This is a genomic window from Nocardioides sp., from assembly GCF_964229035.1.
In the GTDB taxonomy this organism is placed as follows: Bacteria; Actinomycetota; Actinomycetes; order Propionibacteriales; family Nocardioidaceae; genus Nocardioides.
Genome location: NZ_CAXRAZ010000010.1, coordinates 1 through 24,108, shown reverse-complemented (window position 1 = coordinate 24,108; position 24,108 = coordinate 1). Strand labels below are relative to the sequence as shown.

The following is a 24,108-nucleotide window of genomic DNA, read 5'->3' as shown; positions in this document are numbered from 1 at the left end:
CCCGAGGTCGGGGTGGTGACGCCGCAGCAGTGCACGGCGCTGAGCGGGATCGAGCCCTCGGGCCACACGGGTCACGCGGTGGCCTCCACCGAGGCGTCGGCGGCGCTGTCGTCGGAGTCGTCGGAGTCGTCGGAGTCGTCGGAGTCGGGCGACTCGCGGACGACGTCCTCGACCACCACGTCGACGGGCAGGCCGGCGATGGCGGAGACGGCCGAGCGCACCGCCGTCACGGTGGCGGCCACATCGGCCCCCCAGGTCAGGCTCACGTGCACCTCGGCGCCGCCGCCGTCGTCGAGTTGGATGCCGGCGACCCGGCGTCCGGGCAGGTAGGTCGCCACCTCGCCGAGCACACCGCCGTGAAGGTCGGCGACGCCCTCGACCGCGCGGACGGCCTCGGCCACGGAGTCGACCGGTGCGGCCTGCTCGGTGGGCTCGGTGGGCACGTCGGCGGCGGGGGTGCTGCTCACGGGATGCTCCTCGGAGGTGGATCGACGGGTGCTGCCCTGGTCGGGCGTGCTGCCCGGACGACCGGATCGGCCGCCGGTACCGCTCGGGTTGCTCGTCACTCGACGCGCGAGGTGGCGGGCTCCTCGTCGGCGTCGGACTCGACGAAGATGTCGTGGACGGTGATGTTGACCTCGGTGACCTCGAGGCCGGTCATGCGCTCGACCGAGCTCACGACGTTGCGACGGATCGCGTTGGCGAGGTCGGCGATCGAGACGCCGTACTCGGCGACGATGTCGAGGTCGACGGCGGCCTGACGCTCGCCCACCTCGACGGCCACGCCCTGCGAGAGGTTCGTGCGCGAGCCCGGGATGCGCTCGCGGATCGCGCCGACGGCGCGGGCGGCGCCGCCACCGAGGTCGTGGACGCCGTTGATGTCGCGGGCGGCGATGCCGGCGATCTTCGACACGACGGTGTCGGCGATCGAGGTGCGGCCCTGCTCGGAGACGAGGGCGCCGTCGGTGGTGCCGCGGCGGGCGACGTCGGTGGAAGAACCGGTGGTCTGCTTCTCGGTCATTTTCTCACTCCTTCGTGGTCGGTGATGTCAGTTGGTCGCACCGAGTCCCCGGATCGTCACGGCGAAGTTCTGTGAGGTGGGCCACAGTCGCTTGCGCACCGGACCAGGAATCAATTCGTGATCACGGGCAACCGTGCGGACGTGTCCTTCCCCGAACCAGGCCTCGACTACGCGGAGGCCACCGACGCCGCCCTGGTCCGGGCCGCCGGCGTCGGGGACGACGCGGCGTTCGCCGAGATCGTGCGCCGCTACGGCCCCGGCATGCACCGCTACGCGCTCCGCCTCGTCGGTGGACGCGACGCCGACGCGGCCGAGGTGACCCAGGACGCGCTCGTCTCGGCGTGGAAGAGCGTGGGCTCCTTCACCGGGCAGTCGGCACTGCGCACCTGGCTCTTCCGGATCGTGCATCGCCGCGCTGCCGACCTGCACCGGCGACGCACCGCGGTGCCGATCGACGACCAGCTGCTCTCGCACCTGGTGCCGTCGCTGCAGGAGAACGCGCTGCAGAACGTTCTGGACGAAGAACTGGTGCAGGCACTCCAGGACTGTCTGGACGAACTACCGTGGAACCAGCGGGCGGTGTGGTTGCTGCGCGAACTGGAGCACATGAGCTACGACGAGATCGCCACCACACTGGCGATCCCAGTCGGCAGCGTCCGCGGCCACCTCCACCGGGGCCGACGGACCATCGCGGAGAGGATGGCGAGATGGCGCTAGAGCCCGACGAACGACGCGACCCCCGCGACCCCGCGTCGCCCAGCGGGGCCGAGACGCGGTCGTCCGACACCACCGACGCACTCATCGCGCGGGCGGTCGAGGCAGTGCGTTCGGCACCCGAGGACGACGCTTCGTGGCGCGAGATCACGACCAACGTGCTCGACCGGGTGCGTCGCCTGATGGGGCCCAGCGAGCCCGTTCTCGTCCACGCCGCCGACGGCGCGACGACGCAGGACGACGAGGGATCGCGCACCTATCTCTCCACCCGCGTGCTGGTCGCCGCCCTGCGGCGCCTCCTCCAGCAGGCGCCCACCCACGCCCCCACCGGCATCGACCTCACCGTCGACGGCGAGCGGTTGGTGGACGTCGAGCTGCGACTCGTCGGCGCCTACGGCACTGACCTGCGCGCGCTCGCCGATCGCCTCCACGTCGAGGTGCTCGCGCTGCTGCGCGACCTCCTCGGACCCGACCCGCAGCTGGGCGCGAGCACCGTGTCGATCTGCTTCGAGGACATCGTCGACGGCGATCCGCGCACGGTCTGAGCCGGGGGTTCACCCACCCGTCGGCTGCCGGTGGGTGACGCCGCCCGGCGGCGACGGGCACGATGACGCCATGACCACTCTCTCGGGTACCCCTGTCCCTGCGCGCCGTCGCGGCGCCGCCGTCCTCGCCGTCCTCGCCACTGCGCTGCTCACGACGCTCGGCCTCGCCGGCCCCGCCTCGGCGGTGTCGCAGGCCGATGCTGCCGCCCAGTTCCGCGCAGCCGGCATCACGTGGACGTCGTCCGGCAACTGCACCGATCGCACGAACTCCACCTGCACCTCCTTCGACGGTCTGCGCCAGACCACCATCGACGGCGCCGTCACGCTGAAGCGCGCGAGCGGGTGCGCGCTCACGATCACCGGCGGCACCGAGACCGGGCACGCCGGCGGCACCTACAGCCACGGCACCGGCTACAAGCTCGACTTCCGCCGCACGACCTGCCTGGACTCCTGGGTCACCGGCACCTACACCTACGTCGGCCAGCGCAGCGACGGCGCCGCCCAGTACCGCGCCGCCTCGGGCAACGTCTACGCCAACGAGGGCAGCCACTGGGACGTCGTGTTCTACAGCTGCGGCTGCTGAGCCTCGCTTCCCACAGTCCATCGCTTCCGATAGATCGATGCCGTTCGGCGGTGCAGGGTCGTCGGTGCGGCGTTGACTGAGGCCGACATCGTCGTCCTCGAGGAGATCCGCCGTGAACAAGAACCGTGCCGGTCTGGCCGCCGTCCCCCTGGCCCTGGCAGCGCTCCTGGCGCCCGGACTCGTCCATTCGGCCGCGGCCGCCGAGCCGGGCATCGTCATCACGGATGTGACGGCGACGCCGTACGTCGAGAGCGGGTCGTACGCGCCGAGCTGGGGCACGGAGGAGACGGTGCTGTTCACCGACCCCACACCCGCGCCCGAGGGCGACGTCTACCGGGTTCGGGATCTCGACGGCGACGGCTACCTGTTCGGCGCGACTACGGCCGACACAGTCGACGGCAACGACGGGGCGGCGGCCTTCCTCGCCGACGACGACCGGTCGACATGGCACCTGCGCGTGGACCAACTGCGCTTCGACGGCGACCAGTACACGGTCGTGGAGGAGGGAGCGCCGTTCACCTACGAGCGCCCGCCGCTGCTCGAGGGACCCGACCTCGGCCTGGTGACCCAGGATCCGACTGCGCGGCCGAGCTCAATCGATCCGCCGGGCACGAAGATCGAGCTCGTCGCCGGGCGCAGTGTCTTCATCACCTATCGCGGCGAGTGGGAGGCCGGTACCTCCTTCATCACCAACGTCGGGCTGGTGCGCGGATCAGGAGGTCAGAGCCTCTACGGGGGAGAACCGCTCCCCGAGACGACCAGGGGCTCGGTCCTCCTGCGCTCGGAGGGGAACCGCGTGAGCCGCTTCGACCTGCCCGCCTCGGCGGCCGGGTCGTACCTGACGGTGCTGCAGGTGGGCACAAAGCCGGGTCGACGTGCCTTCGGCTTCGGCTTCTACAACGTCTCGGCCGGCTTCCGCGTGGTCGCCCCGCAACCGACGTCGTGGGTGCGTTCCTACGGCGAGCGGAGCGGTCCTGCCCGTGCCGGTCGAGCCGTGAGCATCAGCGCCCCCGAGCTGTCGGCCGCCGGTCGCAAGGCTCGCCTGCGCTTCACCTATCGCTGGACGATCGGAGGGAAGTCCGTCGCCGGCGCCACGAAGCGGACGTTCGCCGTGCCCCGCGGAGCCAAGGGCAAGGCCGTCGCCGTCACGGTGTTCTCCTCCAAGAGCGGCTACGAGACCCTGCGCCGGACCATCTCGTTCGGCAAGGCACGCTGAGGCCGGGGCTCACAGCCCCGCGAGCACCTGCCGCATGCGCTCGATCTCGGCCTGCTGGCCGGTGATGACGTCGGCGGCCATCTCGGCGACCTGCACGTCGCTGCCCTTGACGGCCACCTCGTCGGCCATCGTGATCGCGCCCTCGTGGTGGCCGATCATGCCCTCGAGGTAGAGGCGGTCGAAGGCGGTGCCGCGCGCGGCCCGCAGCTCGTCGAGCTGGGCGGCGGTGAGCATGCCGTGCATCGAGGCGTGGCCGTGCTCGCCGTGGTCGTAGGCCGAGGGGGCGTCGGTGGCGCGCGGCACCGACACGTTGTGGGCCTCCAGCCAGGCGGCCATGGTGAGGATCTCCGGGCCCTGCGAGGCGAGGATCCGTGCCGCCATCGCCTTCACCGCCGGCGAGGAGGCCCTCGACGGGGCCAGGCGCGACATCGTCAGCGCCTGCTGGTGGTGCGGGATCATCATCTGGACGTAGGCGACGTCGTCGTGGGCCACCTCCGCGTGCTCCGCGCCCGCATCCGCACCCACCGTGGACGACGCCTCGCCGGGCCTCCCGGGTTGCACCACGCCGCCGCCTGCGGACGACGACGGGTCGGCGTCCGCGCTGCAGGCGGCCAGGCCGCCGAGGGCGGCGACCGCGGCCAGTGCGAGGGCCGCGCGGGAGACCCGGGTGGGGCGGGGGCGAGCGGTCGACGAGGTTGCCGACGGGACCGAGAAGCGCACCGAGAAAGCTCCTTACGGGGTTGTGGAACCTGTTCACCCTAAGCCACGATCAGGGCTCGGACTCGTCCACTTATCTCGGGAGTGACCATGACGAAGCCCCTCGATCGGGCTACCCATCCCACCTCGCCGCCGCCCTCGGGGCTCCGCGGACGTTCGATGCGGGCGCGCCGTCTCGCAGCCGTCGGCCTCGGCGTCCTGGCGCTCGGCCTCGCCGCCACCGCGATGCCGGCCAGCGCGCACGACGAGGACGACCACGCGGGCCACGGTCGGCACGGCAGCGCGCAGGCGTCGTCCACGGACCCCGCCTGCACCCCCGCGGTGAAGCGGGCGGCCAGGGCAGCGGGCGACAACTTCGCCGACGCCTGCCAGGCCGGCCAGGACATCGCGCGCCTCGACGACACCGAGGCGAGCCTGCTGCCGGGCCAGGTCGACGCCTCGCGGAACATCCGGCTGCTGGCCAACGTGCCGAAGTCGGGTCCGTTCGCGGGCGAGAACTCCTTCTCCACCGACCTGGCCTTCCAGGGCGACTACGCCTTCCAGGGCAACTACGACGGCTTCACCGTGTGGGACATCAAGAAGCCCTCGCGCCCGCGCATCGTCACCCAGGTGCTGTGCCCCGGCTCGCAGAACGACGTGTCGGTCTACGGCGACATCCTCGTGCTGAGCGTCGACTCCAGCCGCAGCAACGACAGCTGCGACAACGTGGCGCAGTCGGCCTCGATCAAGGAGAGCTGGGAGGGCATCCGGGTCTTCGACATCAGCCGCCCCGCCACGCCGCGCTACGTCGCCGCCGTCGAGACCGCCTGCGGCTCCCACACCCACACGCTGGCGCCGTCGCGCGATCGCCGCGACCTGTTCGTGTACGTCTCGTCGTACTCGCCCAACGCCTCCTTCCCCGACTGCCAGCCCCCGCACGACCAGATCAGCGTCGTGAAGGTGCCGGTGCGCTCGCCGGAGAAGGCCGCCGTGGTGAGCACCCCGGTGCTCTTCCCCGACGGCGGCAACCAGGCCGGCGGCTACTCGGCCGCCACCACCGGCTGCCACGACCTCACCGCCTACCCGGCCAAGAACCTGATGGCCGGCGCATGCATGGGCGACGGCATCCTGCTCGACATCTCCGACCGTGCCAACCCGCGCGTCACCGAGCGCGTGCGCGACACCGAGAACTTCGCCTTCTGGCACTCGGCCACGTTCAACAACACGGGCACCAAGGTCGTCTTCACCGACGAGCTCGGCGGCGGCGGCGCGCCGACCTGCAACCCCACGGTCGGTGCGGTCAAGGGTGCCGACGGCGTCTACGACATCCGTCGCGGCAAGCTCGTGTTCCGCTCCTACTTCAAGATCCCGCGCACCCAGGCCGCCACGGAGAACTGCGTGGCCCACAACGGCTCGCTGATCCCGGTCAAGGGCCGCGACATCATGGTGCAGGCCTGGTACCAGGGCGGCATCTCGGTGTGGGACTTCACCGACTCGGCCAATCCCGTCGAGATCGCCCACTACGACCGCGGCCCCGTGGCCGAGGACCGGCTCGTGCTCGGCGGATCGTGGTCGGCCTACTGGTACAACGGCCACATCTACTCCAGCGACATCCAGAAGGGCTTCGACGTCTTCCGCCTCGACGACCGTCGCACGAACAAGGCCCGCGGCGTGCGCACCAACGAGCTGAACGTGCAGTCGCAGACCTCCTACTGATCCGCGGCTGAGCCGCCGTCAGATCCACACCGCCGACCCCCGCTGCCGCCTCGGCAGCGGGGGTCGGTCGCGTCACAGTGGGCACCGCTCAGGAATCTCCGCCCTCCGGGGGCGGGTTGAGGCAGTCATCCCCCCCCCGCACGTCCACTCCCAGGAGGCATCCCCATGCGCGCAGCCAGCTACGACCGCTTCGGCGGCCCCGAGGTCATCACCGTCGGCGAGGTCGCCGACCCGCCCGTCGGCCCCGACACGGTGCTCGTGCGGGTCAAGGCCACGAGCATCAACCCCGTCGACTGGAAGATCCGGGAGGGCTACCTGCAGGGAGCCTTCCCGCACCACCTGCCGATCATCCCGGGCTGGGACGTCGCCGGCGTGGTCGAGGCGATCGGCCCGGCCTCGCGCACCGAGCTGCAGGTCGGCGACGAGGTGTGGGGCTACGTGCGCCGCGACGACGTCGCCCAGGGCACCGCGGCCGAGCTCGTGCCCGCCCCCGAGCGCACGGTCGCCAAGAAGCCGGCCGGCCTCAGCTTCGAGGAGGCCGCCGCGGTCCCGCTGGCCGGTCTCACCGCCTACCAGGCCCTCACCGAGCTGCTGGAGGTGAAGGCCGGCGAGCGGGTGCTCGTCCACGCCGCCTCCGGTGGCGTCGGCCAGTTCGCCGTCCAGATCGCCGCCGCCCTCGGCGCCGAGGTGATCGGCACCGCGAGCACCCGCAACCACGACCTCGTGCGGGGGCTGGGGGCGAGCGTCGTCCTCGACCACGGGGCGGGGCCGATCAGCGAGCAGCTGGCCGAGCACGGCGGCCCGGTGGACGCGGTGCTCGACCTCGTCGGTGGCGACGCGCTCGCCGACGCACCGCAGCAGGTCAAGGACGCCGCCCGCATCGCGTCGGTGACCGATGCCGAGGCCGTGCTCGGCATGGGCGGCAGGTACGCCTTCGTGCGCCCCGACATCGCGGGCCTCGACGCCCTGGCCCGCCTCGTGGACGACGGCCGGCTCACCGTCACCCTGGCGCGAACCTTCGAGCTCGACGAGATCGCCGAGGCGCACCGCCTCTCCGCCGAGGGCAGCCCGGGCGGCAAGATCGCCGTGCGCATCTGAGCGCAGGTTCCGGGGGCTGGCAGGCTGGTGCGGTGACCTCGCACGATCCCGACACCGCCGCCGGCTCCCCGACCCGCGGCGAGCGCCTGGCCGCCTGGCTCGAGCAGCTGGGCCTGGCCGATCAGCTCGCCGCCGCCGGGCTGCCGTCGTTCACGCGCGACCGCGACGGCGGTGTGAGGTGGACCGACCCCGGCACCGGCCGCCCGCTCACCGGCGAGCAGCTTGAGGAGCTCGACACCCTGCTGCACGCCGACGGCGACGAGCCCACCCACGCCGTGCCGGTTGCGCTGGTGCAGCTGCGCCTGCAATCGCGGGTGCGCAGCGCACTGCTCGCCAGCGACTGGCTCGACTACGCGGGTGTCGCGGCCCGGCGCGGGGTGTCGGAGAACGCCGCGCGCTTCGCCGTCCACAAGGCCGCGGAGCGCGGCGCCCTTCTCGTGGTGCCGCACGACGGCGGCGTGCTCGTGCCCGCCTTCCAGCTGGACGACGCGGGCGAGGTGCGCGAGGAGCTGCGGCCCGTGCTGGCCGCGCTGCTAAGCGACGCCGCCCGCAACCGGGTCGACCCCTGGCAGGTGTGGGGGTGGCTGGTCCGACCCGCTGCTCTGCTCGGAGGTGCCGTGCCCGCCGAGGCCGTGCTCGACCCGGAGGAGGCTCCGCTCGTGCAGCACGCCGCGCTGCGGTTGGCCGAGCGCGCGCGCTGACCTCAGCGGGCCGGGTTAGAGCCAGGTCAGAGAGCGACCGTGACCGTGAGCGCGCGCGACCGGTCGACCGTCGAGCGCGAGCACGAACGCCCCGTCGGCCGTGGATGACGGCGCCAGTCCGAGCCCGAGCACACCGGCGGCCTCGTTGCTGATCCAATGCCCCGGTAGGTCGCGGACGACGCCCACGACTCGCGTCCGCTCCGCCGGATCGAGGTAGCAGAGCACGGCGCTGTGCAGGACGACGAGCGTCGCCTCCGGCGGGGCCTGCGCGGCGAGGTCGCGCAGGTCGTCCAACTCGCCGCGGAGGTCGCCGGCCACCACCGGCGGCCGGTCCGGCGAGCTGCGCGCCAGCTCGATGGCGGAGGCGAGGCGGGCGGCGCGGTCGTCGTCCCCGGGCCACACGAGGTTGCGCAGCCAGGCGGCCGCGTCGTCGTCCGCGAGGTCGACGGGGGCGAGGTCGAAGCCCGCCCGCCAGACGATCTCGGGCAAGTGGGTGGGCAGGGGCACCGGCCCTGCGATCGCCGTCTCGATGAGCGGGGTCGAGGGGCAGGGGCGAGCAGGGGCGAGCGCGTGCGAGGACCCGTCGGCGGCGGTCCACCGGTAGGCGAAGCAGTCGGGCAGCAGGCACAACCCGGCGGAGGCGCCGATCTCGAGCAGGGCGAGCGGCTGCGGCAGCGAGGCGAGGAGGGGCAGGAGGACGCCGCAGCGGCCGATCTCGTTGGTCTGCGTGAGGCGGGTCGCCATCACCGCCGCCACGTCGTGCCAGCGCTCGCGGACCAGGTGACTGAGGTCGTCGACATCACCGGGCTCGGCCCCCAGCCACCGGGCTGCAGCCAGCAGGAGGGTGGGCTGGCGTCGCGCGATCGGCAGCAGGGCGAGTCTGTCGAGCGTGGCGTCGTCCTCGGTGATCGCTGCGGCCCACCTGGCGTAGGCGGTCGAGGTCGCCGGCGCGTGGCGGGTGGCGAACGCCCGGAACTCCGCAGCGATCTCGAGGCGGGCGGAGGCGATGTCGGGATGGTCGCTCATGCCACCACTGCACTGCGCTCTCGCAACAACGCCCTCATTGACTCGGTCAACCACGGCTCGTCGTGCTCACCGGGGGGCAGGATGCGGACATGACCTCGACCGACGGCGACGCGACGGTCAGCGCGGCCCAGGCGGCGGGCATCCTCGGCGTGCGCGTGCCAACGGTGTACGCCTACGTCTCGCGCGGCGTGCTGGCCAGGGTCCTCCACGTGGACGAGGCAGGGCATCGCTCCTCGCGCTTCGACCGCGCAGAGGTGCTGCGACTCGCCGAGGTGCGCCGCCGGCCCGGCGCCGGCATGCGGGTGCTCATCGAGAGCGACATCACGCAGCTCGATCCCTCCGGGCGGCTGGGCTTCCGCGGGCTCGACCTCGGCGAGGTGCTGGGTCTCGGCAGCTACGAGCAGACGGCCGCACACCTGTGGCAGGCCGAGATCCCCGGCCCCTGGGAGATGGCGCCCGACGTCGTCGCGGCGCTACAGCTGGCGCGCCCGTGGCTCGCCCGCGTGGACGACGCTGGCCAGCGCCTGCGGGCCGCGATCACCGCGGCCGCCGGCGCGTCCGAGGCCGCCACAGGCGAGGGTGAGGTGATCGCCGCGGCCCAGCAGGCGGTGCTCGCCGGGATCGCCGGGATCGCCAGCGACGTCGAGACGTCTGCGGTCACGGACGTCGACGTGGTCACGCGCCTCCTGCGAGCCCTCGGCGCGGAAATCAGCGAGCCCACGCACCGCCTGCTCACCACCACCCTGAGCGTGCTCGTCGACCACGAGCTCAGCGCCTCGACGGTGGCCGCCCGGGTGGCGGCGAGCCTGCATGCCGATCCGTGGTCGTGCCTGCTCACCGGCCTCCACGCGATGAGCGGTGAGCGCCAGGCCGGCTCGGTGCGCCGCGCGGCCGACCTGCTCGAGCAGTGGTGCGCCGGCGGCGGGCTGGCGACGCAGGCGCCGGAAAGCTTCGGCCACATCGTCTACGAGCGCAGCGACCCGCGCTTCGAGGCCGTGCTCGACGTGCTGGCCGAGGTGGACGCCGAGCTCCACGCCGCCGTCGTCGACCTCACGGTGGCCGTGGCGCGCGAGCACAGCGCCTTCGCGAACATCGACCTCGGACTCGCCGCGGTGGCACGCCACCTCGGCGTGCCGTCGTCCACGGCCTCGGCGCTGTTCCTGCTGGCCCGCATCCCCGGCCTGGCGGCGCACGTGATCGAGGAGCGTCCCCACGACCTCCGGTTCCGGCCGCGCAGCCTGTGAGCGGCGCGGGTCACCGTTCGTCGGCGAGCAGCGCCCAGACCTGCTTGTCGTGGCGCGCGCCGTCGTTGAGCCAGGCGCTGCGCAGCACGCCCTCGAGCCGCATCCCCAGCCGCTGGGCCAGGGCCGCGCTGCGCACGTTGTCGGAGCGGCAGCGCCACTCCAGCCGCGCGAGCCCGCGGACGTCGAAGGCCCAGTCGATGAGCTGCCGGCTCGCCCAGCCGATCAGTCCCCTTCCCTCACCGGCGGGCTCGGACCAGCAGCCGAGCTCGGCCACGCCCTGCACGGCGTCGAAGTGCACGAACATCACACCGCCCACGAGTCGCCCGTCGTCCCAGACGCCGAAGAGTCGGCGTCCGTCGCGGGCGGCGTCGTCGGCGTAGTGCTGCAGTGTCGCCCGAGCACCGGGCTCCGTGGTGGTGAGGAAGCCGTCGCCCACCCAGCCGCGGATGTGGTCGTGCGCGCGATCCAGGTGCGCGGCGAACTCCTCCCTGTGCCAGACCTCCAGGGGCGCCAGCCGGACGCCGTCCTCGCGCGTCGCCACGATCGACATGGCGCGAGCCTGCCACACGCAGCGGGGCTCAGCGTCCGCCCGAGACGTCGAGGTGCGCGCCGGTCGAGTACGACGACTGCGGGCCGAGCAGCCAGCAGATCGCCCGGGCCACCTCCGCCGGCGTTCCCGCGCGACCCATCGGCAGCGTGGGCGCCATCGCCGTCACCCGCCCGTGCTGGCCGTTGCGCTCGTGCAGCTCGGTGTCGATCAGACCCAGGCGCACGCTGTTGACGCGGATGCCCTCGGCCGCCACCTCGCGCGCGAGGCCCGTGGTGACCGTGTCGACCGCGGCCTTGGAAGCGGCGTAGTCGACGTACTCCCCGGGCGAGCCCAACACGGCCGCCTTCGACGACACGTTGACGATCGCACCGCCCTCCCCACCCCGCGCGGTCGACATGCGCCGCACCGCCTCGCGCGCACAGAGCAGAACGCCCAGCACGTTGACCTCGAGGACGCGGCGCATCCGGTCGCCGTCCAGAGTGGCGAGAGGGCCGGTGGGCGCCACCATGCCCGCGTTGTTCACCAGACCCCGCAGCGGACCCGCCTCGGCGGGGAGATCCGCGAACAGTGCGCGGACGTCGTCCTCGAGGGCGACGTCGACGCGGCGCGTGGCGGCCCAGGCGCCCGCCGCCCGGCAGTCGGCGACGACCCGCTCGGCCGCCTCGGCGTCGACGCGGTGGGTCAGCAGCACGTTCCACCCGTCGTCCACGAGGGCGCGAGCGGTGGCGGCGCCGACGCCGCGGCTCCCGCCCGTGACGACGGCCAGCGGTCGGGTCATGCGGCGAGGCTAGCCGCCCATCGACCGGTGCCGCATCGCACGCGCGTCAGCCCTCTCGGGGGACCATTCCTGCCACCTCGGCGGTCAGGGGCGGCGGCGGGCCCGCTCGGCCTGGAGCTTGCGGAGGTCGGCGTCCAGGTCGCGGGTGTCGAAGCGCGACTCGTACTGGAACTGGCCCACGAGCACCTGCAGGTCGGCGGCCATGCGGCTGATGGAGTCGGCGGCCTCGAGCGACTGGGCGGCAGCCATGGCAGTGGTGTCGGCCACCGACGCCACCCGCTCGGCGTTGCCGGTGATCGAGGCGGTTCCGCGCGCGGCCTCGCCGATGCGACGCGACATCTCGTCGGTGGTCGCGGCCTGCTGGTCCACGGCGCTCGAGATCGTGCCCTGGATGGAGCTGATCTGATCGATGATCGCGGCGATCTCGCCGATGGCGGCCACCGTGCCCGAGGTGTCGACCTGGATGCCCTCGATCTGGCGACGGATCTCCTCGGTGGCACCGCGGGTCTGGTTGGCGAGCTCCTTGACCTCGCTGGCGACCACGGCGAAACCCTTGCCCGAGTCACCGGCGCGAGCGGCCTCGATCGTGGCGTTGAGCGCGAGCAGGTTGGTCTGCGCGGCGATGGCGCTGATGAGGTCGAGGACGCCGGCGATCTCGGCCGACGAGGCACCCAGCCGGGTGACAGTGGCGTTGGTCGACTCCGCCACGACCACCGCGCGCTGGGCCACCGACGAGGCCTCGCGGGCGTTGGTGGCGATCTCGCGCATCGCCGAGGTCAGGTCGTCGGCGCCGCTGGCCACCGCGTTGACGTCGGCGGCGACCTGCTTGGCCACGCTGGACGCCGCGCCCGCCTCAGTGGCGGTCTCCTGGACGCTCGTTCCCATGCCGGTGGAGGTCACCGTCAGCTCCTCCGACGCCGAGGCGAGCGTGAGCGAGTGGCTGGCGATCTCGCCGATGCTGGTGCGCAGCGTGCTCAGCAGCTTCTCCAGGCCGAGCCCGAGCTGCCCGATGGCGTCCTGACCGGTGACGGTGACACTGCGGGTCAGGTCGCCGGCGGCAGCGGCGTCCACGACCTCGAGGAGCGAGTCCACCTTGGTCCGCAGCTCCTGCGCGGCGGCGGCCTCGGCGTCGGCGGCGGCCTTCTCGGCGGCCATCCGGTCGGCGAGCGCCTGCTGCTCGCGCTGGGCCTCGGCGCGGTCCCGCTCGGCCCGCTCCTGGGCCTCCTTCGCGCTGCGCTCGGCCTCGGCCTGGATGCGCGCGCGCTCCGCCTCCGCAGCGCGACGCTCCTCCTCGGCGCGGGCAGCCTCCGCCAGGCGGTCCTGCTCGGCGCGCTCCTCGCGCTCCGCCTGGGCCCGCGCCACGTCGTCATGCGCGCGGGCGAAGGACGACACGGCGGTGTTGAGGGCCACCGCGATGCGCCCGATCTCGTCCTCGCGGTCGTGCTCCAACCGGCGGCTCAGGTCGCCGGCCGCCACGGCCTCGAGCACCGAGACGGTGGCCGCGATCGGCCGGCTGATCGAGCGCACCACCACGACCAGTCCGGCTCCGAGCAGCAGGAGCGCGACACCCGAGGTGAGGAGGATGAGCGTGCGGGCGCTGGAGGCTTCGTCGGAGAGCTCGGCCTGGAGGGTGGCGGTGCGCTCGTTCTCGAGCTTGGTGACCTCCTCGTACTTGATGGGCAGCGCCTCGGACGGCTTCAGGTTGTCGAGGGTCATCACCTTGGTGGCGCCGGCGATGTCGCCCGCGACCGCCCGGCGACGCATCTCCTCGGTGAAGGAGTTGTAGGAGTCGAGCTGGCTGCGGATGCTCGCCAGCATCCGGCGCACCTTCGGCTCGGTGTTGAGCGCATCGGCCTTCTCGAGCTCCTTCGTCGCCTGCTTGAACCCGTTGACGGCCTCCTTGAAGCTCTTCTCGGCGAGGTCGTTCTGGTCCGGGTCGCGCAGCGCCAGGACGGCGATGTACATGTTGCTCTGGTCGTCGTCGATCAACCAGCCCTGGAAGGACCTGTTGACCGCCTCGGTGATCCTCTGCGCCTTCGCGACCTGCTGGGACTTGCTCTGCATCGCGTGCATGCCGGTGATCGAGACGACGCCCAGCACCACCAGGAGTGCCGCCGCCACCGCCCCGACGGCGATGAGCTGCTGGCGCAGCGTGATCTTGCGGAAGAACCCCATGGTGACGCTCCTGTCATGTCGCGGTCGGCTCGCGCATCACCTGCCACCATCGGCGCGGGACCGGTACGCCTGAGAGAGCCCTTGGTAAAGAGGCGGGAACTCCTCGCTACGAGGCAGCGTCGAGCCCGGCGTCCGCTTCGGCTCGTCGGCCTCGTGGCGGCCTGATCCGCCTGCTCAGTCGAGGACGACGACCGCGTCGCCGACGCTGATCACCCCGTCGGTGAGGACGTCGGCGCGCAGGCCGCCGCGGTGGATGAGGCCGCGCAGTGTTCCGGCGCTCCCGGGCAGCCGCTCGAGGTGCGCGCAGGGCTCGGCCCGGCGTCGTCCGCGACACTCGACGTCGCCGATGCGGAAGCGCCGCCCGATGAGGGCGTCGAGGTCGATCCCGCGGGTGAGCAGGTTGCGGCGGGTGGCCGCGAGGTCCCACGGCGTCGCGTCGAGCACCTCGGCCGCCACGAGCGTGAGGTCGTAGCCGCGCAGTGCGGTGTCGGCCGGAGTGAAGGTGCCGGCACGCTCGGCGTAGCGATCGCCCGCGAGCCCCCGACCGGCCGTGGCCGCGACCTCGGCCAGCGACGTCATGGCGGCGGTGGCGGCCGGAGCGACGGCGATCTGCTCGACCCTCCCGCTGTGCGCCCCGATCCGGGCAGCGCGTGGCGCCAGCCGCGGCTCCAGGCCCGCCACGACGAAGCCCCGCACGACGGGCAGCTCGACCGCCGCCCGACCCAGCAGCGCGTCGTCCTCGGGGCACAGGACGACGCCCGCCGGCGGCCCGAACATCAGCGCGACGCTCGCGGCGCCCGTCGTCCGCGCCGGGTCGAGCACCGCGATCCAGTGGCCCGGCCAGGCGAAGGTGGCGGGGCGCACGACCTCCACCAGGCCCGCGCCGTGCTCGGCGAGCCACGAGCGCCAGTGACCCAGCGCGCGGTCGAGATCACCGAGCGGCGTCGGCACGGCGCCCGACGCCGACTCGTCCAGGAGGGCCGCGAGGCACGCGGCGAAGGCCGCGACCGGCTGGGCGGGCGAGTGGAGGGGGCGCTGCTCGGGCACGGGCCCATGCTGGCAGCCCGCTCGCGGGCGCGGACGCCCGAGCCCGCGTTCGCCTCGCGGTGGCACACTCGAAGGGTGGGACGCGAGCGAGTGCTGCGTGCGGCGCCGCCGGTGGCGGCGCTGGTGGTCGGCGTCCTCGCGCTCGCCCAGAACCCGCCCGCCAGCTGGGAGTTCTGGCTCGGGGCGGTGATCGTGCTGGTCATCGGTGCGTCCGCCCTCCTCGCACTCGCAGCAGTGCGCAGCGGGCAGCAACGACAGGCCGCCGACGAGCGGTTCACCGAGCCGGGGCCCGCGCGCGTCGTCCTCGCGGCAGCGGGCGAGAAGCCGCCGGTGTCGCTGATTCGGGCGGTGCGCACCACCACCGGGCGTTCGCTGGCCGACGCGGTGGATCTCGCCCGGGCCGGCGGTCCCCTGGCCGACGGGATCTCCGCGGCGGCGGCGCGGGCGGTGGCCGACGAGATCCTCGCCGCTGGCGGTCGAGCGACCGTCAGCGGTCAGTTCGGCGAGATCACCGCCGCGGCCACCGGGGAGCCGGCCGACTGGCTCTTCGACGCAGCCGTCAAGTGGTCGAGCCTGACCCGCTACGGGCCGCCCGACCTGCCCACCTACGTGCGCATCGAGTTCGAGCCTGCAGGAGTGCCCGACTCCTACGACGCCGTCGGCAGCACCCTGGAGGTGCTCGCCGAGCACACCACCACACCCGAGGTCGGCTACGCCGCGGTGTGGGAGGGCTGGGGCGCCGAGCTCGCCGGACCCGCTGCCCAGGCGCCCCGGGTGGAGGTTCCCGAGCGGCCGATGCTGCTGCTCACCGGGCCGGTGCTCGCACTGCGCGACGCCCCGTCCCTCGGATTCCACGCCACCGTCGGCGGCTTCCCGCCCCACCTCGCGTGGCCGGCCGACCAGGCCTGGTGCCTGGCGTGCGAGGTCGACGAGGAGATCGCCTTCACCGTCGGCTGCACGCAGGAGACCGCCCGCGCGCTCGCGGCCGCGCTGCCCGGCGTCCGCGAGGTGGAGTACGACGCTCCCGAGCCGCTGCACCGCGACGACGCCTAACCCTCCCCAGCCCCGCCCGGGCGCCCTGGTTTCGCGAGGCCCCCAGCCGATCTGTCGTGAAACCGCCTGGAGACGACGGATCCGCTGGGGGCCTCGCTGGCTCGGGTGGGCGAACTAGGCTCGCACCATGTCCGACACCGACCTGCACGTCGTCGCCACGATCCCCGTCAAGCCCGAGGCCGTCGAGGAGGTGCGGGCCGCGCTCGCGACCCTCGTGGCCGCCACCCAGGCCGAGGAGGGTTGCCTGCGCTACGACGCCTACGAGTCGGCCTCCGCGCCGGGCACCTTCGTCACGGTCGAGACCTGGCGCGCCCAGGCCGACCTCGACGCCCACATGAAGACGCCGCACATCGCCGCGGCGTTCGGCGTCCTCGAGGGCAAGCTCGCCGGCGACGTCGCCATCCACCCGCTCACCCCGCTCTCCTGAGTCGGCGGTGACCGAGCCGGCACCGGGCGCGGGTCGGGTGCGGGTCTACGCCCCCGACGAGTGGGAGCCCGCCGACCCGACGCCCGGCATGGCCCGCGAGCGCGCGTTCGCCGTGCCCGGGCTGTGGGCCGGTCGCGTCACCACGGCGCCCGGCGCGGTGTCGGGCTGGCACCACCACAGCAGCAACGAGTCGGCGCTCTACGTGGTCAGCGGCATCCTGCGCTTGGAGTGCGAGGGCGTCGAGGGCTGGGTGGACGCCGGGCCGGGCTCGTTCATCCACGTGCCCGCGCACGCGGTGCACCGCGAGAGCAACCCCACCGGCGAGCCGTCGATCGCGCTCATCGCCCGCGCGGGCACCGGCGTCCCCACCATCAACGTGGACGACGCCCCGCCGCCGCACCGCTGAGGTCGCGCTTGAAGCCCACGTGGCTGGCCACGTAGCCGACCGACTCGTAGAAGCGGTGGGCGCCGGGCCGGGCCGCATCCGAGGTGAGCTGGCCGAGCCGCGCGCCTCGCTCCCATCCCCACCGGTGCGACCACGCGAGCAACGCCGCACCGAGACCGGTGCCGCGCCACTCGCGGTCCACGCGCACCCCTTCCAGCTGCAGGCGGGTCGCCCCGCCGCGGGAGAGCCCGGGGAGGAGGGTCAGCTGCAGCGTCGCGACGACCGGCTCCCCATCGCTCTCAAGAGCACGCACGGTGAGCAGCAGATGGTGATCGCGATCAGCGTCGATCGCGTGGAACGCGGCCCGGTAGGGCTCGGGATCAGCTGTTTCGCGGGTGCTCCCGAGCGGGTCGTCGGCGAGGAGCGCCACCAGCGCCGGCAGGTCCGCCTCACGTGCGCGGTCGAGACGGTAGGACGAGCTTCCGAGTTCGAGGATGTCCACTGCCCCACTCTGTCAGGGTGAGGGCCCCGGGGCCGTTCAGCCCTCCGGATCGTTCAGCCGCCGGATCTCGGCCAGCTCCGCCGCGGTGAGGTCGGCGCAGGCGAGCACGTCCTGCAGCACCGCCGACTTGCGGGCGAGGTAGGTGTCGATGTCCATCGACGGGTCGGCGGCGAGCGCGAGCTTCACCGCGCCGTAGCTCTCGCGCAGGTCCGCACGCTGGCGCAGTACCTCGACGGACTGCGAGGTGGTTGCGCACGTGGAGCGTGCCGGCAGCACAGGCGTAGACGTGGCGGAGCGGGTCGTCGTCCGGGGGGTGGAAGGCCTCGCGCCCGGTGACGCCGAGGTCGCCGCGGTGGCGGTATCCCAGCGACTGCAGCGCGCGCACGGCCCGCGGGAGGTCGTCGGGCGTGACGATGACGTCGATGTCGATGTCGAGGATCGGCTTGGCCGCCAGGCCCGGCACCGAGGTGGAGCCGACGTGCTCGACCTGCGCCACCGGGAGATCAGCCACAGCCGGGCGGATCACCGAGGCGACGTCCTCGAACTGTGCGGCCCACTCGGCGCGGTACGGCACGACCTCGATCGCCATCGCCTCTCCTCGCGGACCGGCTCAGGCGCAGGCGTCGAGCAGCCGCGCGAGCACCTGGGCCACGCCCTCCTCGCCGCTGGAGGGGGCGACGTGGTCGGCCACCGCGAGCAGGGAGGGGTGGGCGTCGGCCACTGCGTAGCCGGTGCCCGCCCACGTGAGCATCGCCAGGTCGTTGGGCATGTCACCGAAGGCGACCACCTCGCCGGCGTCGACGCCGAGACGGGCGCAGAGGGCGGCGAGCGCGCTGGCCTTGGTGACCCCGGGGGCGCTCAGCTCGACGAGACCGGGCGAGGAGAAGGTCGCGGTCGCGCTGTCGCCGACCGCCTCGACCACGGCGGCGTGCAGCGTCTCGGTCTCGGTGCCGGGCGCGCGCACCAGCATCTTCACCGCCGGCGCGTCGAAGACCTCCTTGAGCGGCCCCTGCGGGGTTCCGGCGGGCACGAGGTGCTCGACCTCGCGGTAGGTGTCGTCGAGGCGCAGGCCGTCGACGCACTCGAGGCCGAAGCCGGCGTCCGGCACCACGGCCCGGATCGCGTCGGCGATCGCGAGGCCGTCCTCGGGCGCGATGGCGTCGAGGGCCACGATCTCGCGGGCCGCGACGTCGTAGGTGATCGCGCCGTTGCTCACGATCGCGAGGCCGTGTCCGCCCACGTGCGGCCACATCTCCTCCATCCACCGCAGCGGCCGCGCCGTCACGAGGACGACGGGCACCCCGGCCTCGTCCGCGCGGCGCAGCACCTGCGCGGTGTAGTCGCCGGGTGCGGGCTGGCCGTGGGGCACCAGGGTGCCGTCGAGGTCGGTGGCGATGAGCACGCCTGCCAGCATGACCGACCGGTGGGAGCGGCGGGACGACCGGCGGTTCCGGTGCAGCCTCACCACTCCCCCGTGGACCTCGGCGACCCCGGCGACTACGGTCGCCGCATGGGAATGCGCATCCGGGTCGCAGGACTCTCCATGACCTACGGCTCGCTGCGAGCCGTGGACGACGTGTCGTTCACCGTCGAGGAGGGCGAGTTCTTCGGACTGCTCGGCCCCAACGGTGCCGGCAAGACCACCACGCTGGAGATGATCGAGGGCCTGCGTCGCCCCGACGCCGGCACGGTCGACATCGGCGGCTTCGACCCCGCCAGTCGCGATCCGCGCCTGCAGCACCTGATCGGCGTCCAGCTGCAGGCCTCGGCGTTCTTCGAGCGCCTCACCGCGCGCGAGCAGCTCGACACCTTCGGCGCGCTCTACGGCGTCGCCCCCGGGCGCACCGCGGCGCTGCTCGAGGAGGTCGGGCTCACCGAGAAGGCCGACGAGCGCGTCGAGAAGCTCTCGGGCGGGCAGATGCAGCGGCTCTCGATCGCCTGCGCGCTCGTGCACGACCCCGAGGTGGTCTTCCTCGACGAGCCCACCGCCGCACTCGACCCCCAGGCGCGGCGCAACCTGTGGGACCTCCTGCGCACGATCAACGCCGCCGGCCGCACGGTCGTGCTCACCACGCACTACATGGAGGAGGCCGAGGTGCTCTGCGACCGCGTCGCGATCATGGACGCCGGCCGCATCCTCGAGATCGACACCCCCGAGGCGCTCGTGCGTTCCCTCGACGCGCCGACCCGCATCGGGCTGGCACCCGGCGTCCTCGCCCGCGAGCAGGCACGCGGCATCGCCGGCGTCCTCGAGGTGGACGACGGACCCGGCGGCCTCCTCATCGCCACCCGCGATCCCGCGGTGGTGCTCGCCGAGCTCGCGCGCCTCGACGCGCTCGAGGGGCTGAGCGTCACCAAGGGCTCGCTGGAGGACGTCTTCCTCGAGCGCACCGGACGGGAGTACCGCGCATGAGCGCCGAGGTGCACGACCAGACCGCCGCGACCGTGCCGGATCGTCAGGAAGGGAGTGGACACCCGCCCGGCGGCGACCGGCGGCCCGCCCGGCCGCTCGCGGCCCTCGCGATCGCGATGTTCAAGGGCTTCCTGCGCGACCGCATGACGCTCTTCTGGGCGGTCGCGTTCCCGCTGATGTTCCTGGGGCTGTTCGGCGGGATCTTCGTCGACCAAGGCAGCGACGAGACGACGATCGTGCGCGTCGGTGACGTCGCGGTGCTGCAGGACCTCCCGCCCGAGGTCGCGAAGACCCTCGACATCACCTCGAGCACCTCCCTCGACGCCGCGCTCGAGAAGCTCTCGGCCGGCGACGTGGACGCCGTGGTGACCCAGCGCGACGGGCAGGTCGACGTCCGCTACTCGGCCGTGGACCCCGTGCTGGCCGGGCGCGTGCAGGGGATCTTCGGCGGCCTCGTGAACGCCGCCAACCTGCGCCTGGCGCAGGTCACGCCCGAGCTCACCCTGCGCACGCAGCAGGTGGAAGACGACTCGCTCGAGCAGATCCAGTACGTCACCCCGAGCCTGCTCGGTTGGGCAGTGTCGATGAGCGCGGTGTTCGGCGCGGCGCTCAACCTCGTGATGTGGCGCAAGAACGGCGTGCTGCGCCGCCTGCGCCTCGCGCCGGTGCCGACCCGCTCCATCGTGCTCGCCCGGGTGGGCACGTCGATGGTGGTCGCGCTGGTTCAGGCGGCGATCTTCATCGGGCTCGGGGTGGCGCTCTTCGGCCTCACCCTCACCGGCTGGTGGCTGCTGTCGGTGCCGCTGCTCGTCGCCGGCACCCTGGCGTTCCTCTCGATCGGCATGCTCGCCGGTGCCGTCTCGCGCACCGAGGAGGGCGCCGCCGGCCTCGGCAACGCCGTCGTGCTGCCGATGGCGTTCCTATCGGGCTCGTTCTTCCCGCTCGACGGCGCCCCCGGCTGGCTGCGCGCGGTGAGTCAGGCGCTGCCGCTCAAGCACCTCAACGACGGCATGCTCGACGTGATGGTGCGCGGCCAGGGCCCCTCGGCCATCGTCGTCCCGATCCTCATCCTGCTGGCCTTCGCCGCCGTCTTCGCCGCCATCGCCGCCAAGCTCTTCCGCTGGGACGCCTGACGCCCAGGGGCAGCCGTGGTGCGCCGAGAGGGAGGGGATGGTGGGCCGAGGCTCAGGCGGTTCAGGCGTCGAGGGCGCGCAGGTAGCGCGTGGTCATGAAGCGCTGGAACGCCCGACCGGCAGGGCCGCCCAGGCGCGCCAGCGCCGTGGCCGGTCGCGAGAAGGCCGCGACGTGGAAGGTGATCGTGCCGTCCGGCGAGCGCTCGAGGACGAAGCGCTCCTCGCCTCGCTCGGGATGCCCGGGCAGGGTGCCGTAGACGAACCCGCGACGGTCCGGCTCGTCGATCACCGCCACCACCCGGCACGGGATCCGCAGCGCCAGCGGCCCCGGCCCCAGCCGCAGCAGAACGACGGTGCCCTCGCGCAGCGGACTCTCGGAGGCCGCCACCCTCAACCCCGCGCCCGCCTGCACCTTCCAACCGAGCAGGTCGGCCGCCGCTCCGTCGAAGTCGCGTCGGCGCAGCTGCGCCGACCGCTCGAAGGAGTGGAAACCCGGCAGGTGCGGCAGGTCGGACGTCCGCGGTGGGCGGGCGTCGTCCACGAGGGCGGGGGCGGGTGTCGCCGCCAGCGCACCGACGGCCTCGTAGGTGAAGGGCGCCTCGCGCAGGCGGGCGGTCGTGGCGTCGTCCAAGGTGGTCACGGGCACGTCTCCAGCATGACCGGTGGGCGGTGGGCGGCGCTCTTCGCCGGGTTCGGGGGTTGCGGTTTGGCGCCAATCCGCAACATTCGCGCCGATTCGTTGCAGTTTCCCACCAATCGGCGCCCCGCTGTCCGCCCCGACCGCCGCCGACCCTCAACGCCACCGGCCCCCGCCCCGTGGACGACGCCACGGGCGCGAGGGCCGGAGCAGATCCGCCGCAGCGGACGCGGTGCTGAGAAGGTCAGGCGAGCGTCGAGGCGTCGATGACGAAGCGGTAGCGAACGTCGGAGGCGAGGACGCGCTCGTAGGCCTCGTTGACCTTGTCGGCGCTGATGATCTCGATCTCGGAGCCGATGTTGTGCTCGGCGCAGAAGTTGAGCATCTCCTGGGTCTCGGGGATGCCGCCGATCATCGAGCCGGCGTAGGTGCGGCGGTTGGTGAGCAGCGAGAAGACGTTGATGTCGAGGGGCTCACCGGGGGCGCCGACGTTGACCATCGCGCCGTTGCGGTCGAGCAGGCCGAGGTAGGCGCTGACGTCGATCTTCGCGCTGACGGTGTTGATGATGAGGTCGAAGGAGTTGGCGAGCGCCGAGAAGGTGTCGGGGTCGCTGGTGGCGTAGTAGTGCGAGGCGCCGAGGCGAAGGCCGTCCTCCTGCTTCTTCAGCGACTGCGAGAGCACCGTGACCTCGGCGCCGAGGGCGGCGGCGATCTTCACCGCGAGGTGGCCGAGACCGCCGAGGCCGACGACGGCGACGCGCTTGCCGGGGCCGGCGTTCCAGTGCTTGAGCGGCGAGTAGGTGGTGATGCCGGCGCAGAGCAGCGGGGTGGCGGCAGCGGGGTCGAGGCCCTCGGGGATCGAGAGGACGTAGTCGGCGTCCACGACGACGTGGGTGGAGTAGCCGCCCTGGGTGGTGGTGCCGTCGACGTCGGTGGCGGCGTAGGTGCCGATCATGCCCTGGCGGCAGTACTGCTCGTCGCCGGCCTTGCAGTTGTCGCACTCGCCGCAGGAGTTGACCATGCAGCCGACGCCGACGCGGTCGCCGACCTTGTGCTTGGTGACGTCGGCGCCAGCCTCGACGACGCGGCCGACGATCTCGTGACCCGGCACCACCGGGAAGGGCTGCGGGCCCCAGTCGCCGTTGACGGTGTGGATGTCGGAGTGGCAGATGCCGGCGAACTCGATGTCGATGCGCACGTCGTTGGCGCCGACGTCGCGGCGCTCGATCTCGATCGGGGCGAGCGGCTCGCCGGCGGCGGGTGCGGCGTAGGCCTTGGCGGTGGTGGTCACGGTGGTTCCCTTCCTCGTTCGGTGGGCCGCGCCGGTCAGGTCGTGCGGGCGCGGCACCCGCCCCGGGCAGGGGGCGGTGGACGACGCGCGACGCGGCCGGGCAGGGCCGTCCGCCGTGGTCACCCGAGGGGTGATTACCCCTTCTCGACGCTGCCATAGTGGTGGTGAGGGTGATCGTTCTCCCGCTGCAGCAGGGAATAGCCGGCGCCGTTCGACCCACAAGGCGCCACATCAGCCCACGTCAGCCTGCGACGTACCCCGCCCGGCGCCACTCGGAGCCGCGATCTCCACCAGCGATCCCCCTATTCCCGCGCAGCGGGCTCGGGCCCGGTGAACATCGCCACCGCGACCCTCGGAACAGCCCTCGCAGCGCGCAGCGTTGAGGCAGGCATGACCACAGTGAGCTTCATCGGCGCAGGCAACATCGGCGGCACGGTCGCGAAGCTGGCGGTCGCCGCCGGCCACGACGTCCTCGTCAGCAACAGCCGCGGGCCCGAGACCCTCGGCGACGTCGTCGCCGACCTGGGCGGGCGCGCGAAGGCCGTCACCGCGGCCGAGGCGGCGGCCGGCGCGGACCTCGTCGTCCTCTCGATCCCGCTGAAGGCAGTGCCGGACCTTCCGGAGGAGGTCCGCGAGGCGCTGGCCGGGCGCGTCGTCATCGACACGAGCAACTACTACCCCAAGCAGCGCGACGGACAGATCGCCGCGCTCGACGAGAAGCGGACGACGACCACCGGTCTCGTCGCCGAGCACCTGCCCGGCGCCCGCGTGGTGAAGGCGTTCAACAACATCTTCTGGGGCCACCTGCGCGACCTCGCCCGCCCCGCCACCGACGCCGGGTCGTCGGAGCGCAGCGCCCTCGCCATCGCTGGCGACGACGAGGCCGCCAAGGCCGCTGCCTCAGAGTTCATCGCCTCGATCGGTTACGACGTGCTCGACACTGGTGCGCTCGCCGACAGCGGCCGCTTCGAGCCCGGCACGCCCGCCTACGGCCTGCCCTACGCCGTCCACCCCGAGGCCTTCGCCGGCGGGGAGGGCGACCTCACCCTCTCGCAGCGGGTGTCGGTCGAGACCCTGCGCGAGGCCGTGGAGGCCGGGCGGGCCTGACGGCCCGTCGTCCACGACGGTGAGGCCCCGGGTGCCGGTCGCTGCGACCG

27 protein-coding genes and 1 pseudogene are annotated in these 24,108 nt (G+C 73.1%); 14 read left to right on the top strand and 14 right to left on the bottom strand.

Going from position 1 to position 24,108, the window contains the following annotated elements; all coding sequences use genetic code 11:
• Nucleotides 1–71: 71 nt before the first annotated feature.
• Together ACERUN_RS03525 and ACERUN_RS03520 are read right to left on the bottom strand one after the other, a co-directional pair.
• Complete coding sequence (locus ACERUN_RS03525) at nucleotides 72–467, bottom strand: hypothetical protein (protein WP_370288332.1); 396 nt, start codon at nucleotides 465–467, stop codon at nucleotides 72–74.
• 95 nt (nucleotides 468–562) lie between these two features.
• Entirely contained in the window at nucleotides 563–1,021 is a 459-nt protein-coding gene (locus ACERUN_RS03520; RefSeq protein ID WP_370288331.1) for an Asp23/Gls24 family envelope stress response protein, read from the bottom strand.
• A 117-nt stretch (nucleotides 1,022–1,138) separates the two neighbouring features.
• Between ACERUN_RS03520 and ACERUN_RS03515 the strand changes: the two genes are divergently transcribed.
• The 4 genes from ACERUN_RS03515 to ACERUN_RS03500 all read left to right on the top strand — a co-directional run bounded on the left by ACERUN_RS03515 (nucleotide 1,139) and on the right by ACERUN_RS03500 (nucleotide 4,079).
• Nucleotides 1,139–1,738 carry an RNA polymerase sigma factor gene (locus ACERUN_RS03515; protein ID WP_370288330.1) on the top strand — a complete coding sequence of 200 codons (600 nt, stop codon included), beginning with the start codon at nucleotides 1,139–1,141 and terminating at the stop codon, nucleotides 1,736–1,738.
• Entirely contained in the window at nucleotides 1,729–2,280 is a 552-nt protein-coding gene (locus tag ACERUN_RS03510) for a hypothetical protein (RefSeq protein ID WP_370288329.1), read from the top strand. The genes ACERUN_RS03515 and ACERUN_RS03510 overlap by 10 nt, the downstream gene beginning before the upstream one ends.
• Nucleotides 2,281–2,350: 70 nt before the next feature.
• Entirely contained in the window at nucleotides 2,351–2,863 is a 513-nt protein-coding gene (locus ACERUN_RS03505; protein WP_370288327.1) for a hypothetical protein, read from the top strand.
• 112 nt (nucleotides 2,864–2,975) lie between these two features.
• Nucleotides 2,976–4,079, top strand: coding sequence for a hypothetical protein (locus ACERUN_RS03500; protein WP_370288326.1), 1,104 nt, complete (start codon nucleotides 2,976–2,978; stop codon nucleotides 4,077–4,079).
• Nucleotides 4,080–4,088: 9 nt separating this feature from the next.
• Here the strand turns inward: ACERUN_RS03500 and ACERUN_RS03495 are convergent, their stop codons facing one another.
• On the bottom strand, nucleotides 4,089–4,799 hold the full coding sequence (locus ACERUN_RS03495; protein ID WP_370288324.1) for a DUF305 domain-containing protein: 711 nt from the start codon (nucleotides 4,797–4,799) through the stop codon (nucleotides 4,089–4,091).
• A 156-nt stretch (nucleotides 4,800–4,955) separates the two neighbouring features.
• Here ACERUN_RS03495 and ACERUN_RS03490 point away from each other — a divergent pair, with 156 nt between their 5' ends.
• The 3 genes from ACERUN_RS03490 (at nucleotide 4,956) to ACERUN_RS03480 (ending at nucleotide 8,290) form a co-directional block, all read left to right on the top strand.
• Nucleotides 4,956–6,491, top strand: coding sequence for an LVIVD repeat-containing protein (locus ACERUN_RS03490; RefSeq protein ID WP_370288323.1), 1,536 nt, complete (start codon nucleotides 4,956–4,958; stop codon nucleotides 6,489–6,491).
• Between the two features lie 165 nt (nucleotides 6,492–6,656).
• Nucleotides 6,657–7,589 (top strand): NADP-dependent oxidoreductase, encoded by a 933-nt coding sequence (locus ACERUN_RS03485; protein ID WP_370288322.1) that lies wholly within the window; start codon nucleotides 6,657–6,659, stop codon nucleotides 7,587–7,589.
• Between the two features lie 32 nt (nucleotides 7,590–7,621).
• A complete protein-coding gene (locus ACERUN_RS03480) occupies nucleotides 7,622–8,290 on the top strand; it encodes a hypothetical protein (protein ID WP_370288321.1) in 669 nt (222 codons plus the stop codon).
• Nucleotides 8,291–8,305: 15 nt separating this feature from the next.
• On the opposite strand, the gene ACERUN_RS03475 is transcribed toward ACERUN_RS03480, so the two are convergent.
• Nucleotides 8,306–9,316, bottom strand: a complete 1,011-nt coding sequence (locus ACERUN_RS03475; RefSeq protein ID WP_370288320.1) for a DUF2332 family protein — start codon at nucleotides 9,314–9,316, stop codon at nucleotides 8,306–8,308.
• A gap of 89 nt (nucleotides 9,317–9,405) precedes the next feature.
• On the opposite strand from ACERUN_RS03475, the gene ACERUN_RS03470 reads away from it, so the two are divergent.
• Nucleotides 9,406–10,560 carry a citrate/2-methylcitrate synthase gene (locus tag ACERUN_RS03470; protein WP_370288319.1) on the top strand — a complete coding sequence of 385 codons (1,155 nt, stop codon included), beginning with the start codon at nucleotides 9,406–9,408 and terminating at the stop codon, nucleotides 10,558–10,560.
• 10 nt (nucleotides 10,561–10,570) lie between these two features.
• Here the strand turns inward: ACERUN_RS03470 and ACERUN_RS03465 are convergent, their stop codons facing one another.
• The 4 genes from ACERUN_RS03465 to ACERUN_RS03450 all read right to left on the bottom strand — a co-directional run bounded on the left by ACERUN_RS03465 (nucleotide 10,571) and on the right by ACERUN_RS03450 (nucleotide 15,110).
• On the bottom strand, nucleotides 10,571–11,110 hold the full coding sequence (locus tag ACERUN_RS03465) for a GNAT family N-acetyltransferase (protein ID WP_370288318.1): 540 nt from the start codon (nucleotides 11,108–11,110) through the stop codon (nucleotides 10,571–10,573).
• Between the two features lie 28 nt (nucleotides 11,111–11,138).
• On the bottom strand, nucleotides 11,139–11,888 hold the full coding sequence (locus ACERUN_RS03460) for an SDR family oxidoreductase (protein WP_370288317.1): 750 nt from the start codon (nucleotides 11,886–11,888) through the stop codon (nucleotides 11,139–11,141).
• An 84-nt stretch (nucleotides 11,889–11,972) separates the two neighbouring features.
• Nucleotides 11,973–14,063, bottom strand: coding sequence for a methyl-accepting chemotaxis protein (locus tag ACERUN_RS03455; RefSeq protein WP_370288316.1), 2,091 nt, complete (start codon nucleotides 14,061–14,063; stop codon nucleotides 11,973–11,975).
• Nucleotides 14,064–14,237: 174 nt separating this feature from the next.
• Entirely contained in the window at nucleotides 14,238–15,110 is an 873-nt protein-coding gene (locus tag ACERUN_RS03450; protein WP_370288314.1) for an MOSC domain-containing protein, read from the bottom strand.
• Between the two features lie 75 nt (nucleotides 15,111–15,185).
• Between ACERUN_RS03450 and ACERUN_RS03445 the strand changes: the two genes are divergently transcribed.
• From ACERUN_RS03445 to ACERUN_RS03435, 3 genes are all read left to right on the top strand, one after another.
• Nucleotides 15,186–16,163, top strand: coding sequence for a hypothetical protein (locus ACERUN_RS03445; protein WP_370288312.1), 978 nt, complete (start codon nucleotides 15,186–15,188; stop codon nucleotides 16,161–16,163).
• Nucleotides 16,164–16,290: 127 nt separating this feature from the next.
• Complete coding sequence (locus tag ACERUN_RS03440; protein ID WP_370288311.1) at nucleotides 16,291–16,590, top strand: putative quinol monooxygenase; 300 nt, start codon at nucleotides 16,291–16,293, stop codon at nucleotides 16,588–16,590.
• A gap of 7 nt (nucleotides 16,591–16,597) precedes the next feature.
• Entirely contained in the window at nucleotides 16,598–16,996 is a 399-nt protein-coding gene (locus tag ACERUN_RS03435) for a cupin domain-containing protein (RefSeq protein WP_370288309.1), read from the top strand.
• Here ACERUN_RS03435 and ACERUN_RS03430 read toward each other — a convergent pair.
• From ACERUN_RS03430 to ACERUN_RS03415, 4 genes and pseudogenes are all read right to left on the bottom strand, one after another.
• Nucleotides 16,962–17,477, bottom strand: coding sequence for a GNAT family N-acetyltransferase (locus ACERUN_RS03430; RefSeq protein WP_370288307.1), 516 nt, complete (start codon nucleotides 17,475–17,477; stop codon nucleotides 16,962–16,964). The two genes, ACERUN_RS03435 and ACERUN_RS03430, sit on opposite strands and share 35 nt — an antisense overlap.
• A gap of 36 nt (nucleotides 17,478–17,513) precedes the next feature.
• Nucleotides 17,514–17,753, bottom strand: a complete 240-nt coding sequence (locus tag ACERUN_RS03425; RefSeq protein WP_370288468.1) for a GrpB family protein — start codon at nucleotides 17,751–17,753, stop codon at nucleotides 17,514–17,516.
• 16 nt (nucleotides 17,754–17,769) lie between these two features.
• Nucleotides 17,770–18,066 (bottom strand): annotated as a pseudogene (locus ACERUN_RS03420) (GrpB family protein); the annotation flags it as partial.
• A gap of 21 nt (nucleotides 18,067–18,087) precedes the next feature.
• Nucleotides 18,088–18,879 carry an HAD family hydrolase gene (locus ACERUN_RS03415; RefSeq protein ID WP_370288304.1) on the bottom strand — a complete coding sequence of 264 codons (792 nt, stop codon included), beginning with the start codon at nucleotides 18,877–18,879 and terminating at the stop codon, nucleotides 18,088–18,090.
• Nucleotides 18,880–18,987: 108 nt separating this feature from the next.
• Here ACERUN_RS03415 and ACERUN_RS03410 point away from each other — a divergent pair, with 108 nt between their 5' ends.
• The gene (locus ACERUN_RS03410) at nucleotides 18,988–19,890 is read left to right on the top strand and encodes an ATP-binding cassette domain-containing protein (RefSeq protein WP_370288303.1); all 903 of its coding nucleotides are present in this window, start codon (nucleotides 18,988–18,990) and stop codon (nucleotides 19,888–19,890) included.
• Nucleotides 19,887–21,023: an ABC transporter permease gene (locus ACERUN_RS03405; RefSeq protein WP_370288301.1), complete on the top strand. Its 1,137-nt coding sequence runs from the start codon at nucleotides 19,887–19,889 to the stop codon at nucleotides 21,021–21,023. The genes ACERUN_RS03410 and ACERUN_RS03405 overlap by 4 nt, the downstream gene beginning before the upstream one ends.
• Before the next feature lie 61 nt (nucleotides 21,024–21,084).
• On the opposite strand, the gene ACERUN_RS03400 is transcribed toward ACERUN_RS03405, so the two are convergent.
• Together ACERUN_RS03400 and ACERUN_RS03395 are read right to left on the bottom strand one after the other, a co-directional pair.
• The gene (locus ACERUN_RS03400) at nucleotides 21,085–21,669 is read right to left on the bottom strand and encodes a DUF1990 family protein (RefSeq protein ID WP_370288300.1); all 585 of its coding nucleotides are present in this window, start codon (nucleotides 21,667–21,669) and stop codon (nucleotides 21,085–21,087) included.
• Nucleotides 21,670–21,904: 235 nt separating this feature from the next.
• A complete protein-coding gene (locus tag ACERUN_RS03395; protein WP_370288299.1) occupies nucleotides 21,905–22,951 on the bottom strand; it encodes an NAD(P)-dependent alcohol dehydrogenase in 1,047 nt (348 codons plus the stop codon).
• 390 nt (nucleotides 22,952–23,341) lie between these two features.
• On the opposite strand from ACERUN_RS03395, the gene ACERUN_RS03390 reads away from it, so the two are divergent.
• Entirely contained in the window at nucleotides 23,342–24,058 is a 717-nt protein-coding gene (locus tag ACERUN_RS03390; protein ID WP_370288297.1) for an NADPH-dependent F420 reductase, read from the top strand.
• Nucleotides 24,059–24,108 lie beyond the last annotated feature (50 nt).